General features: G+C 47.2%; 9 protein-coding genes. 6 read left to right on the top strand and 3 right to left on the bottom strand.

What is annotated here, in order from left to right; genetic code table 11:
* The first annotated feature begins 24 nt into the window (after positions 1-24).
* The 6 genes from HX021_RS18835 (at position 25) to HX021_RS18810 (ending at position 10,146) form a co-directional block, all read left to right on the top strand.
* Positions 25-2,904 carry a SusC/RagA family TonB-linked outer membrane protein gene (locus HX021_RS18835; RefSeq protein ID WP_286592103.1) on the top strand — a complete coding sequence of 960 codons (2,880 nt, stop codon included), beginning with the start codon at positions 25-27 and terminating at the stop codon, positions 2,902-2,904.
* 24 nt (positions 2,905-2,928) lie between these two features.
* Positions 2,929-4,683 (top strand): RagB/SusD family nutrient uptake outer membrane protein, encoded by a 1,755-nt coding sequence (locus tag HX021_RS18830; RefSeq protein WP_028068678.1) that lies wholly within the window; start codon positions 2,929-2,931, stop codon positions 4,681-4,683.
* A gap of 16 nt (positions 4,684-4,699) precedes the next feature.
* Positions 4,700-5,725 carry a DUF5627 domain-containing protein gene (locus HX021_RS18825; protein WP_286592101.1) on the top strand — a complete coding sequence of 342 codons (1,026 nt, stop codon included), beginning with the start codon at positions 4,700-4,702 and terminating at the stop codon, positions 5,723-5,725.
* A 22-nt stretch (positions 5,726-5,747) separates the two neighbouring features.
* The gene (locus HX021_RS18820) at positions 5,748-7,433 is read left to right on the top strand and encodes an endo-1,4-beta-xylanase (protein WP_286592100.1); all 1,686 of its coding nucleotides are present in this window, start codon (positions 5,748-5,750) and stop codon (positions 7,431-7,433) included.
* A 27-nt stretch (positions 7,434-7,460) separates the two neighbouring features.
* Complete coding sequence (locus HX021_RS18815) at positions 7,461-9,191, top strand: RICIN domain-containing protein (protein ID WP_286592099.1); 1,731 nt, start codon at positions 7,461-7,463, stop codon at positions 9,189-9,191.
* Between the two features lie 112 nt (positions 9,192-9,303).
* Positions 9,304-10,146 carry a sialate O-acetylesterase gene (locus HX021_RS18810; RefSeq protein ID WP_286592098.1) on the top strand — a complete coding sequence of 281 codons (843 nt, stop codon included), beginning with the start codon at positions 9,304-9,306 and terminating at the stop codon, positions 10,144-10,146.
* 167 nt (positions 10,147-10,313) lie between these two features.
* Here the strand turns inward: HX021_RS18810 and HX021_RS18805 are convergent, their stop codons facing one another.
* The 3 genes from HX021_RS18805 to HX021_RS18795 are packed head-to-tail and all read right to left on the bottom strand — an operon-like array spanning position 10,314 to position 13,723.
* Positions 10,314-11,456 (bottom strand): TlpA disulfide reductase family protein, encoded by a 1,143-nt coding sequence (locus HX021_RS18805; protein WP_286592097.1) that lies wholly within the window; start codon positions 11,454-11,456, stop codon positions 10,314-10,316.
* 35 nt (positions 11,457-11,491) lie between these two features.
* On the bottom strand, positions 11,492-12,916 hold the full coding sequence (locus HX021_RS18800; protein WP_286592096.1) for a PKD-like family lipoprotein: 1,425 nt from the start codon (positions 12,914-12,916) through the stop codon (positions 11,492-11,494).
* Complete coding sequence (locus HX021_RS18795; protein ID WP_286592095.1) at positions 12,917-13,723, bottom strand: DUF4843 domain-containing protein; 807 nt, start codon at positions 13,721-13,723, stop codon at positions 12,917-12,919. It lies immediately after the preceding gene.
* Positions 13,724-13,726 lie beyond the last annotated feature (3 nt).

Below are 13,726 nucleotides of genomic sequence, written 5' to 3'. Positions count from 1 at the left end.
GCTTTTCATTTAATTGTTAAAAAAATGAAGTACAAAAAATTAAGAATAGCACTATGTCTTGGATTAAGCTGCACGATAGCCCACAACACGAGGGCAGCAGCATCCATTGAACTGAACGCTGAACCATATAAGAGCCAATTCACGCGAATATCGGCCTCCGGCCAGCAGGACACGATTGGCAGCGACAGCACTGCACTCGTGCAGGTAGCGTTCCGGAAAGTACCGAAAAAAGACCTCATGGGCAATGTGCAGGTTATGGATATTCCCCAGCTGCTCGACAAAAATTACAGCACCTTTAGCCTCGAAAATCTGGACGCCTTTATTCTGGGGTACAACGGCAACATCTGGGGTATGAGCGGTTACCTGGTTTTGGTAGATGGCTTCCCTCGCGACGCCACTAACGTTATGCCCACCGAAATCGACCAGATCACGGTGCTCAAAGGCGTCAACGCCATCGCTCTCTATGGCAGCCGTGCCGCCAAAGGCGTCGTCAATATCACCACCAAACGGGGTAAAGCTGGCGGCCAGCAAATAAAAATCAGGGCCAACGGCGGTATGCACGCAGCGATCAGCTACCCCCAATACCTTGGTTCGGCAGAGTACATGTCCTTATATAACGAGGCTAGGCAAAATGATGGTTTAAGCCCGCTTTATAACGCCGAGACCATCTACCAGCATGCAGCCGGCATCAACCCTTTCCGTTATCCCAACATCGATTATTACGCGTCCGAATACATTAAAAACCACTATAATCGCTACGATGCCACCGCCGAAATATCCGGCGGTAATCAACGTGCGCAATACTATACCAATTTTGGCCTTTGGTCGGAAGGTTCGTTGCTCAATTTTGGAGAAGCAAAAAAAAATGGCGGCGCCAACAGATTTAGTATGCGGGGTAATATCGACGTCAAAGTCAATGACCTTATTTCGCTGAATGTAGATGCTGCAGCCAGCTTTTACATCTCCAAGGGCGTCAACGCAGACTATTGGGGTGCGGCCGCAACCGGCAGACCACACCGCTTCTCTCCTCTTATTCCTATAGACATGATCGAAGCGGGGGACAGCAATTCATTGGTATACGTCAACAACAGTAATTTTGTCATCGACGGTAAATACTTATTAGGAGGCAGCCAGCTGGACCAGACCAATGCGTTTGCAAATATATACGCTGGCGGAAACACCCGTTATCACAACCGGCAGTTCCAATTTAACACAGGCCTGAATTTCGACCTGAAAAATATCCTGGAAGGTCTCGTTTTCAAAACCAATCTTGCCGTGGATTATCAGTCAAATTATAATCAGTCCTATAACAACAACTATGCAGTATATCAGGTTTCATGGAATACCTATGATGGAAAAGATCTGATCAGTGGCCTCACGAAATATGGCGACGATAGGATGTCTGGGGTACAAAATATAAGCGGCAGCAACTACAGGCAGACAATCGGTCTCAATGGCTCCCTGAACTTTACGCGTACTTACGACGCCAAACACCATCTTTCAGCAATCCTGCTGGCCAACGCATTCCAGATCGGTACGTCCGGTAACTACCACAAGACCAGTAATGCCAATCTTGGACTACAGTTAGGCTACAACTATTCTGGTAAATATTATGTTGACTTCAGCAGCGCCTACAGTCATTCAGCAAAATTACCGCAAGGCAATAGGCAAGCCCTATCTCCCACCCTGGCACTTGCCTGGCGTCTGTCAGAGGAACATTTTCTGGCTGACAGCAAAGTGGTCAACGATCTAAGATTTTCCGTTTCGGCAGGTATATTAAACACCGATCTGGACATTACTGACTATTACCTCTATCAGGGCTATTACACCTACAACGAGGCCTCGTGGTATAGCTGGAACGATGGTCAGCTTGTCCACTCTTTCGACCGGCGCAGAGGCGACAATCCGAACATGAAATTTCCAAAACGTAAGGAATTCAACATCAACCTTGAAGGGGGCCTCTTCAACAACCTGATTACATTCAGTACCTCATACTTTCTTAATCGGATGAGTGGCGGCCTAGTTCAGGCTTCAACACAATACCCCATGTACTTTATGACGTATTGGCCGGTTTACTCGGATCTCCCTTATGTGAATTTTAACGATGACGAGCGACGAGGAGTTGATTTTGGAATCAATCTGAACAAACACATCAATCAGGCATATGTGTCCTTGGGCTTCAATGGAATGTACTATACCACAAACGCAGCAAAAAGAGACGAACTCTATCAGTATGCTTATCAAAACAGAACTGGCAAGCCGCTGGATGCCATCTGGGGATTACAGCATGAAGGCTTTTATAGCAGCCAGACCGATATTGACAATTCTCCATTTTCCTCATTCGGTGAAGTCAAGCCTGGTGATATCAAGTATAAAGATCAGAATGGGGACGGCACCATTGATACACGCGACGAAGTTTATTTAGGTAAAGCTGGATTTGCCGGTGCTCCACTTACATTAGGTGCCAATCTAACAGTCAAATGGAACAACTTCACACTGTTTGCTGCAGCAACGGGACAATTTGGTGCCAAAGCACTCAAAAACAGCTCCTACTTTTGGGTAGACGGCGAGGACAAATATTCGGTCGTGGTACGTAATCGCTGGACAGAGTCAACCAAGGAAACCGCAACTTATCCGCGTCTCACCACTTTCAATAGTGACAATAATTTTCGCAGTTCAGATTTCTGGCTGTATAAGACCGATCGCATCAACCTGTCGAAAGTGCAGCTATCTTATGACTTCCCCAAACGTATGTTCCATTCCAAGTTTATACACGAACTGGGAATATATGCCAACGGAGCTAACCTACTGACCATAGCCAAGGAAAAAGAAACCATGCTGTTAAATGTCGGACAGGCACCACAGACGCGATTCTTCAACCTGGGACTGAAGGCGCTATTTTAATCATGCATATTTAAGACAAGAATAATGAAAAAGATATTAACCATAGCCATCATGAGCAGCCTGCTGTTTTCATCCTGTGAAGATATGTTCGAGCCTGCACTTGAAAATAACCTTGAAATTGAGACGGCCGATAGCCGTCCCCTGTATGCACAAGGATTGCTGTTAAACGGCTACAACCGCGTTCCCGGCTATAGCTTCGATGATGTCGCCACAGACAATGCAGTGAGCAACGATAAGAACAATAGTTTCCTTAAATCAGCAACCGGACAATGGACAAGCATAAACAATCCTTTTGACCAATGGCGCAATAGCTATGCAGCCATGCAATATCTAAACAACTTTTTATCCTTAAGCGACAAAGTGGAATGGGCGCTGGATCCCAAGATCAGTGCCCTGTTTAATGACCGGATGAAAGGTGAAGCCTATGGTCTCCGGGCCCTATTCATGTTCTACCTACTGCAATCGCATGCCGGTAAGAGCGTTAACGGCGAAATTCTTGGCGTACCGATTCTCCTTGAACCCGAAAACGTTAATTCAGACTTTAACCATAGCAGAGCACCATTCGAAGCATGCATGCAACAGTTATATGAAGACATCAAGAAAGCTGAAGAACTCCTGCCGATGGATTACGAAGATATCAGTGCCGATAGTCAGGTTCCGGCGAAATATGCAGGAACCATCAATAAAGATGATTACAACCGAGTATTCGGATCCAATTTTAAACTGCGGATGACCAAGCGCATCGCACAGGCAATTCGCGCCAGAGCAGCACTGCTCGCTGCAAGCCCAGCATATAGTGAGGGTAGTGGAACGACCTGGGAACAAGCTGCAACCTATGCAGGACAAGTCATTCAGGCCAAGGGAGGACCCGGCGGTATCGATCCGAAGGGATTTACCTGGTACAATAAAGATATGGTGGACGGTCTGGCTTCAGGTGCAAACCCCGCAGAGATATTATGGCGCACAGACAAAGGTAATGGCAATAGCATGGAACAAGACCATTTTCCACCCACATTATTCGGCAATGGGCGACTCAATCCAACTCAAAATCTGGTCGATGCCTTTCCGATGGAAAATGGCTACCCGATCAGTGATGCAAATTCGGGATACAACAAAACAAATCCTTATGACAAAAGAGATCCGAGGCTCAAAGCTTATATTATTGTCAACGGCGCTACAGCGGGCGTCAGCAATACGGTCATCAACAGTTCAGCAAATAGCCCCACCAACGACGGATTGAATAAGGTCGAAACATCGACCCGGACTGGCTATTACCTGAAAAAGCTGCTACGCCAGGACGTCAACTTAAACCCTTCGTCCTCTACCCAGCAAATGCATTTCACAGCTCGTATACGAATGACAGAAATCTATTTAGCTTATGCCGAAGCCGCCAATGAAGCCTGGGGACCTACAGGTATGGGGACCTTTACTTTCTCAGCTTATGACATCATTAAAGCAATCCGGAAACGTGCAGGTGTAGGAACGACCAATGGTGACCCCTATCTGGAACAGGTAAAAAACAACAAGGATCAGATGCGGCAGCTCATCCAAAACGAGCGTCGGCTGGAGCTTTGTTTTGAAGGGTTTCGGTTTTGGGATCTGCGCCGATGGAAAATGGATATCAATGTTGCTGCAAAAGGAGTCAGTATCAGCAATAATACCTATACCGAGATCCCCGTGGAAAATAGACTTTATGAACCCTTTATGTACCATGGTCCCATTCCTTACAGCGAAGTACTGAAATATAGCAATCTGACACAAAACATGGGATGGAACTAACAATAAACTTTTGACGATGAAAAAGATCAATCTACTATACGCGATGACTTTGGTAAGTCTGGCGTCCTGCAAAAATAACGACTGGGAGTTCCCGGACTTTGAATTTCAATCTGTATACTTCGCTTATCAGACTCCTGTCAGGACAGTCACTCTGGGGGAAGATATCTTTGACAACAGCCTGGACAATCAACATAAAGTCAAAGTCATGGCAACGACAGCTGGCGTATATGCCAACGAAAAAGACATACGGATAGACTTTGTTGTTGACAACAGCCTCACAAGCGGCCTTAGCTACAAAAACGGAGCAGCGATCACGGCTTTGCCCAGCCACTATTATGAACTTAGCAGCAATCAGATCAACATTCCAAAAGGCAGCTTAACGGGTGGCGTGGAGGTTCAGCTGACCGATGCATTTTTTGATGACCCGAAATCTATCGAGACTTATTACGTTTTGCCGTTAAGGATGACAAAGGTCGTCAATGCAGATTCCATCCTTTCCGGTAGAACTTCCTGGCCGAATCCCAATAGAGCAATTGCATCCGACTGGGATGTCACACCGAAGGATTTTATTTTTTATGCTCTCAAATATATCAATCCGTGGCATGGCAATTACCTGCGCCGCGGTACGGATCAGATCGCTGGCAAAGAAGGATATGGAAGCTTGACAAAAAACGTTGTTAGGCGTCAAGCCTATGTGGAAAAAGATGAAGTAAAAAATCTCAGTACAGCAGCGCTCAAAAAATCGATTCTCCCATTGACTTTTAAGGGTACAGATCAGGTAGACCTCAACGTCAACCTGATGTTGATCTTTGACGATGACAACAACTGTAGTATCAGCTCGGCAAGCTCGGGGATTACCGCCAGCGGCAGTGGCAGATTTGTTAAGCGGGGAGAAAAGAACAGTTGGGGGAATGCCGACCGTGATGCCTTATACTTATCTTATTCCATTAATATGCCCCAGATGACCGTCACCAGCAGGGATACCTTGGTCATGCGCGACAGAGGAGTAAAAATGGAAACGTTTACACCAATCAAAAAGTAGTATGTATCCAAAAAGAACAACGATGAAACCATTGAATAAAACGATTGCCATCCTGCTTTCATTCGGCAGCGTCTGGAGTTCCTGTTCCAAGTACAAGCCCCTGGAATATATGGTGGAGAAACCTGCACAAGTGCTGGCGCAGGAGGATATCGATTCCTATCATCCACTGAAAAGCTATTTGAACCGACAGGCAAATCCAGCGTTTAAGCTCGGGGTGGCACTCAATATGAATGACTATTTTAACAAAGGGGTAATGTACAGACTCGCCAACCGTAATTTTGACGAAATGGTGATGGGTTATGAAATGAAACATAGTGCTATTGTGACGGCAGATGGAACGCTTAACCTGGCACGTGTCGAACAGTTGATTACCGCCGCAAAGGAAAACAATATGGCAATTTATGGCCACACCTTATGCTGGCATTCAGGACAAAATGCTGCCTACCTGAATAAGCTGATCGCACCCATTGTCATTCCCGGCCCCGGAGGGCCTGCCCTTGCCGGACATGCACTAAAGATGAGCAACCCTTCGGTAGTGAATGCATGGGAAGCACAGACCGCATATGATATTAAACCAACCGAAGTCGGTAGTGAATATATACTTAAGATCATGGCCCGTGGCAGTAAGACAGGAAATATCGGGATAGACCTTCAGACCTCCAGTAATTACACAGGAAATAACATGGGCACACTCGCCTTGACAACCCATTACCAAGCCTATGAGCTCAAAGTGACAGCCACCGCAGAACGCAATCGATTCATTATCAACTTTGGGCAATATGACGGCACTATTTTTATCGATAAAGTGATCTTGACAAAATCCGGAAGTTCAGTTAATCTTATTTCCAACGGTGACTTTGAAACCAATGCAGATGGATGGACCGGATGGGGCAACAATTCTACCAGAGGTCTATCCGCAGACGGTGAGGGATATGGTAGCCCCGGAGACCGTATCATCGAAAAAACACCCGCCGAGAAAGAAGCTATTTTACTCGAGGCCCTCGACACATTTATTGCAGGCATGTTAGAAAAAACCAAAGGGTACGTTAAAGCTTGGGATGTAGTCAATGAACCTATGTCTGACTGGCCCGATCAATATGCCTTAAAAACGGGTATCGGAAAAACAGAGTTAGCAGCCGATGAATTTTACTGGCAGGATTACCTGGGGAAGGATTATGCGGTGAAAGCCTTTCAGCTGGCCCGTAAGTATGGAAATCCCGATGATCTCTTATTTATCAACGATTACGGACTCGAAGGTAGTGGAGACAAGTGTAAAGGCCTGATCGCCTATGTTAACTATATTGAAAGTAAAGGCGCCAAAGTCGATGGGATTGGCACCCAGATGCACATCGATATCAACACCAGCAAGGATAATATTATCCATATGTTTAATCTATTGGCTGCCACCGGCAAACTGATCAAGGTTTCGGAACTGGATATTGGCCTCGGCAACGGCATCAAGACCGCCAATGCCACGGCCGAAATGTATCAGAAACAAGCTGAGCTGTATAAGTTTGTCGTTGAAAAATACTTGGAGCTCATTCCAAAAAAACAACAGTACGGAATCACCATCTGGAGTCCGCTGGACAGCCCTGATCAGGACAATTCGTTCTGGCGGCGCGGTGAACCAATTGGCCTATGGACCGAAGCATTTGTCCGCAAGCCTGCTTATCAAGGAATGGCCGAAGCATTGATGAACAAAAAATAATCCATTCACTAAATTAAATGATAAATTATGAGAACAAACAAAACAACCTTACTACTGGTGTTCTTGCTCAGTTTGATCTTGGGTTGCTCGAAACTGGACGAGAAGATATTACCCGAAGAGTCCAGCAAAAGCCTTAAAGCGAATGTATCCGCGCAGGCAGTGACTACCTGGCCCCGACCTACACCGACGCTGCATGTGGGCGGCAAGCACCTCAAAGACCCCTGCGGCAACAATGTTGTCCTGCACGGTGTTGCCATTACCCCCAGTCCTTGGTTCAATGGCTGTCAATACGGAGCCAATTCGGGCTATTGTACCTGGGATAATTACAATGTACAGGGTGCACTCAATTACAACAAAGCAGTGATGGACAAGCTTAGCAGTGCCGCTGACGGCTGGTACCTGAACTATATCCGTCTCCATATCGACCCCTACTGGACCAATGATCCCGGGGCTCCGATTCCCGAAAACGACATATCACGATTCAATTACAACCGTCTGGTTACCTATACCGACCAGGTCATTGTTCCGTTGATCAATCACGCCCGCAGCCGGGGTATGTACGTTATCCTAAGGCCTCCCGGTGTATGTCCACACCGCATCGCCGTCAATGATGCTTACCACAGCTATCTTAAGACCGTATGGACCTTTTTATCACAACATCCCGGGCTGAAAAATGCCGACAATGTGATGTTCGAACTGGCTAACGAACCGGTAGAAATACTGGGTACCAATGGTGTCTGGGGCACGACGGGCAACGAGCATTTTGCGGCACTCAAAAATTTCTTTCAGCCGTTGGTCAATATCATCCGTAGCAATGGTGCAAATAACGTCTGCTGGGTTCCGGGTACCGGATGGCAGTCACATTACCAAGGCTATGTCAACCATCCGATCACGGGCGGCAATATCGGCTACGCGGTCCATATCTATCCCGGCTACTGGGGTGGGGTCAACAACTATCAGTCCTTCCAGAATGCCTGGAATACCAATGTCAAACCAATTGCTGATATTGCGCCTATAGCCATTACCGAGACCGACTGGGCTCCACAGGGGTACGGCACCTTCGGTATCGGCAACACAGGTACGGCTGGTGGCAATGGTTTCGGTGCAAACCTCAAATATATCGTAGATCAATCCGGCAACGTGAGCTGGAATGTACTCGCACCTGACAATCTGATCCATAAAGGTGACCCCAATGCAGGTACGGCCTACAACAACGACTGGGAGGCCTGTGCGGCACCTGTCAAACAGTGGTTTCAGCAATACGCCGCGTCCAACTATCCCATTTCCAACTGCACCGTCACGGGACTGGTCAACAATGGCATTTATGAGATCGAGTTTCAGACCGACGCCAGCAAAGTCCTGGATTTAAAATTCGGTGAAGACGCCAATGGCGCTGTCCTCAGGCCATGGACCAGAAACGGCGCTACAGCCCAGCAATGGGTCGCCATCAATGCGGGCAATGGCTACTGGCGGTTTGTGTCCAAAGCCAGCGCCTCCGGCCGTTGCATCGACCTGGAAAGCGGCAGCAACGCCTTGGGTACCGCAATCCGTCTTTGGCAGAATTATGGCAACGATGCCCAGGCCTGGCAGGTGATACCTGTAGCTAATGGCTACTATAAAATCCTGTCCAAAGTCGATGGCACCTGCGGATGGGATATCCCCAGCTGCGTGATGGACGGCAATTCGGCCCTGCATCTCTGGGATTATTATGGTACCTCCTGTCAGTTGTTCAAATTCAAATTTTTAGCGATGAACTAAGGCTGTATGCTATATGCAGCAGACAATTTGATATTTAACTTTTTCCCCAAATCCCTTACACTTTTTTCGCGGTAGGTTCCACCTATCGCGAAATACTTTGTATATTATGACTATGCAATATAAACATCTGATACAATCTCTGATCCTGACGCTAATTGCCGGCCTATCGAGCATAGCTGCTCTGGCGCAAAACAAAGATTTTCATATTTACCTGTGTTTTGGTCAGTCCAACATGGAAGGGCATGGCCGTTTTGAACCACAAGATACCTCGGCCGTCGAACGTTTCTATGCCTTACAGGCTGTGGATTGTCCAGAGTCGGGTCGCCGTGCTGGTGAATGGTATCCAGCTCAGCCTCCGATCACCCGGTGCCAAACGGGCCTTACGCCGGCAGACTACTTTGGGAGGACGCTGGTCGAAAACCTGCCTGCCGATATCGAAGTCGGCGTGCTCAATATTGCGGTGGGAGGCTGCCATATCCAGTTGTTTGATCAGGATAGCACCCAACGTTATGTGCAGCGAGCTCCTCACTGGATGAAGTCCATGCTCGCCGCTTATGATAACGATCCCTACAAAAAGCTGGTAGAACTGGCTCGGATTGCGCAGCAGAAAGGCGTGATCAAAGGAATTTTGCTCCATCAGGGTGAATCTAATACCGGGGACAGCGACTGGCCACGGAAGGTAAAAAAAGTATACCAGCAGCTATTGAAGGACCTCAATTTAAGAGCGGAGAACGTTCCCCTCCTAGCTGGAGAACTTCTCTCTGCTGAAGAAGGCGGCAAATGTGCTAGTATGAACAGCATAATCCGAACATTGCCCAGTACCTTACCCACTGCACATATCATCTCCTCTGCGGGATGTAGGGGAATTGGTGATGGATTGCACTTCAGTCCTGCAGGATACCGGCAGCTCGGAAAAAACTATGCCGGGCAGATGCTGAAAATCCTGAAGAAATAATACCCTCATGAAACTGGCGCTCAAGATGAATAGGATCCGAAAAGTATGAGCAACGGAAGAGAGAACAACGATGGGGTGCCCGATCACGAAGGACACCCCATTAACAAATAGCGAATCATTAGCGCGTTTCACCCTACGCTACCGATAGCTGTCATCAATTATCTACATCAGTTTCCAAAGATCCGTGCGAGCTCCTGATGCAGAGTCTCACCTCTTAAGTTTAAAGCCACAATATTCCCTTGCGGATCTACAAGATAATTTTGCGGCACCGCACGTACGCCATACAGTACGGCAGCCTCATTGCTCCAGCCTTTAAGGTCGGCGACATGTATCCAGGGCAGACCATCGTCTTTGATGGCCTTTAACCAAGCGCTCCTACCCTTGGTATCATCCAGCGATACGGCCAGGACTTCCAGCCCCTTGCTTTTATATTTGTTGTACGCTTTCAGCAGATTCGGATTTTCGGCACGGCAGGGGCTACACCAGCTCGCCCAAAAATCGATCAGCACATATTGTCCCTTAAAATCTGACACCTTAACCATTTTCCCCCGGATATCAGGCTGAGAAAAATCAGGCGCCTTATTGCCAATTTTTACACTTTTCTCAGCAAGAAAGCGTGCCTCCAACTGACGGGCAGTGCTCAGTTGACGAACCTCTTTGGACAACTTCCGAAACACAGGCTCGATCTCGCTGAGCTTACGCTTGTTGGCTGCATCGATCAAGGCATCTACCGCAAAGATCGAATTCGGATTGTTTTTTGCAAAAGCCAGCTCTTTGACACGGCGATCCTCAAATTTCGCTTCGAATTTTTCATGGATCGCTTTGTATTGCGCCTCCGCATCCGGAGCATCTTTGTCTACCGCAGCAAAAGCTTTGTTACCCGCATCGATGATATCCATAAAGCCACCTCCAATTTCATTCAGATAAGCAACATAAGCATTGTGCAATGGCGATCCTTTTATGGAAGCCGTTCTCAGCGAATCCCTGATTCCAATGGTATAATGCTCATTGCCCAGATAGAAATAGAGACGATCACCGATATTCTGGGCAAGCATTTTGCCTTTTCCATCCGGATCAAAGACCATACGTGAATAGGTTGGTTCTTCCACTGCCCCTGTAAAGCTAAATTTGCCATCGGCAATAGCAACAGAGTCAGATGCCGGAAAACCGTCTTTTGTATAATCCAGATATACCTTTTTTCCATTGAAGACCTTCGGTGCAGTACCGCTGATCTGAAAGCCACTTTCCTGCCCAAAAGATACAGCTGGCAGCAAAGCCAGCACGCATGCCATTATTTTTAAATTGTTCATGTCCTTTAATTATTTAATTTGATTTCTGTATTGGTTTATTTCCGCCAGGTCATATCCACAGGATTACCCGGGATACCGTCAATTTTTTTGATGAGCTCCCCATTTTTGCCCACCTGGATCGCCAGGTAATAAAGGGAGCCGGCTGCCCCTGCAATCAGCGTATTTTGATCATCCTCCAGCTTTAAGAGACTGATATCGGATTGCATCTCCGTTTTCAGCAGGTCGACCTGCTGATTCAGAGGGTTATAACGAAATATTTGGTTTCTATGGGCCACATAGATATAGCCATTGCGGGCCGCCAGCATCCTGGTCTCCTCCTTGATCCATTCCGGATGTATAAACGGCCTTTTGTGCCCTGCCGTAATCAAAAACGGACCATTAAAGTTTGCGTTGAACTTCAGCTCATAAATTTTTCCCGCTGTATCCCTGACATAGGCGTAGGTATCCGTATTGTTGATCTGCAGCATTTTGACGAGCTCCATTCCCACATCGAGCGGGTCAAAAACCTCCGTATGTGCTGCACTGTATTGCGTACCGAAATACATGGGGCTACCATAGATATTGATGCGGACAAATTGCTTTTTATTTTTCTCGAATGCAATCACACTAAAATTGTCGTCCACCGCTGTCAGCACAAATTCGGGCGACAGCTCATAGTCGCCGTCCGCATAGGTTCCAAACATCCCATACGTGTTGGATTGATCCCATGTGGTGGTCGTACCGCCATAAAATTTACCATTGATCACGCCCATAAGGACACCTTGGGGATGAGCCTGCAGACTACCCACCTGGATCGTGCTTGGTGCCAGGAAAAAATTGTCATGCAAGGTGCCGGGTTTAAGCGTCTCTTTGACCAGATCGTTGACATCGATCCGTACACCCGCCTGCCTTGAAATGATCCAGTATCCTAAAGGCGTATTGCTTGTATACTGATTTTTTAAGTAATGGATATGTAAAGGTTCTGCGGGCAATTGTTCACCGTTGATAGCTTCATAAATATTCGGCTGTACGGTATTGTCGGGTTTGATAAATGAGAGCATACTGACCCCGTTCTGGACCGAAAGCACCAACGATCCCTGTGAAAATGCGGTCTTTCCCTGTATTTTGAAATTATAGAAATACTTCATCCCGTTGGCGGTATTCGTCAAAGTAAGCCGGGCAGTATACCGTTTGGCCTGCAGGCCAAATACGATTCGTAAGGCAGGACCGTCATAATGGTTGGCTTCGGGCACAACCGCCTCAGGCACATCGATACGCCAATGGCATTGCAGGCTAGCTGGATCGATGCCCGTGATTCTGGGGGCAATGATCAGGCTGTCACCTACGGATGCCTCATATAAGGTATCCAAACCGGCCACTACCGGCGCAGCGGGTATATCGATCACATAATTGCCCTTGTCCTCATAACAGCCAGCCAACACAGCCAGCCATACACAAAAAATAGCATATATTCCCTTCATCTAGCGTACCTCCTTTCCATTTTCATCAATAAAGTAGTACTTGCCTGACGCAGTATTTTTCCGCAATAAGATCGTCCGGTTGGGATTGTCCACATGGTAAAACAGGTATGTCTGTCCGTTGTCGCTGCTGCGCAGTACATAATTTTTCTCTGGATGGTCTTTTACCCATTTAAACGGATCGTTGAGCATCATCAGCAGTAGGTTGGCAAAATACAGGTTTTTTGGCGCATCAAGTCCCACCATGGAAAGCGAACGCTGTTCCGTGACAATCAAAAACAGCTGATGCTTCACCCTGGAATAATTGTCAAGCCACATGGTCCACCATGCCGGCTGTTCCAGTTGTGCCGAAATGATGATCCGCGCCCGTACCAGCTGTGGGTTTTCGACACCAAAATCATCGGAAGCCCGAAGCTTGACGATCAGCGATACCGACTGCTTTTCCAGCTCACTGATATTATGGACGATCAACGGCAGGAAGGCATGGCCGGCCTCTGCCTCAATGGGATATTCCGACTTCAGTTCATCATAATGTACATTGCTGCGCGCCGTCGAAGAATCTTTCTCGACAAAAGCGCTGTAGTGGCGTAGCAATTGCCCCCGGTACCCCATGACTTTCACTGGGATCAAAATCGTGTCTACAGCCTTTGTCATATCATATGCAAAAGTGTACACCATACTATCGCGCTCAGCCCCAGTAAGGTCAAAATAAATATTTGCGTTCCTGTCATAGGTGGTCAAGCTTGCCTTTTTACAGGCGCACAGCAACAGCAGTGGCAGTATCAGGCCTATAAATGTATTCTTTTTCATGTG

Source organism: Sphingobacterium sp. N143, assembly GCF_030325625.1.
Lineage (GTDB): Bacteria > Bacteroidota > Bacteroidia > Sphingobacteriales > Sphingobacteriaceae > Sphingobacterium.
This window is presented reverse-complemented; position numbering and strand designations above follow the sequence as displayed.

What these genes read in the sequence shown, in the direction of transcription:
- HX021_RS18825 (WP_286592101.1), top strand. Translation starts at nt 4,700, where the DNA reads ATGAAAAAGATCAATCTACTATACGCGATGACTTTGGTAAGTCTGGCG.
- HX021_RS18815 (WP_286592099.1), top strand. Translation starts at nt 7,461, where the DNA reads ATGAGAACAAACAAAACAACCTTACTACTGGTGTTCTTGCTCAGTTTG.
- HX021_RS18835 (WP_286592103.1), top strand. Translation starts at nt 25, where the DNA reads ATGAAGTACAAAAAATTAAGAATAGCACTATGTCTTGGATTAAGCTGC.
- HX021_RS18805 (WP_286592097.1), bottom strand. Translation starts at nt 11,456, where the DNA reads ATGAACAATTTAAAAATAATGGCATGCGTGCTGGCTTTGCTGCCAGCT.
- HX021_RS18810 (WP_286592098.1), top strand. Translation starts at nt 9,304, where the DNA reads ATGCAATATAAACATCTGATACAATCTCTGATCCTGACGCTAATTGCC.
- HX021_RS18795 (WP_286592095.1), bottom strand. Translation starts at nt 13,723, where the DNA reads ATGAAAAAGAATACATTTATAGGCCTGATACTGCCACTGCTGTTGCTG.
- HX021_RS18820 (WP_286592100.1), top strand. Translation starts at nt 5,748, where the DNA reads ATGAAACCATTGAATAAAACGATTGCCATCCTGCTTTCATTCGGCAGC.
- HX021_RS18800 (WP_286592096.1), bottom strand. Translation starts at nt 12,916, where the DNA reads ATGAAGGGAATATATGCTATTTTTTGTGTATGGCTGGCTGTGTTGGCT.
- HX021_RS18830 (WP_028068678.1), top strand. Translation starts at nt 2,929, where the DNA reads ATGAAAAAGATATTAACCATAGCCATCATGAGCAGCCTGCTGTTTTCA.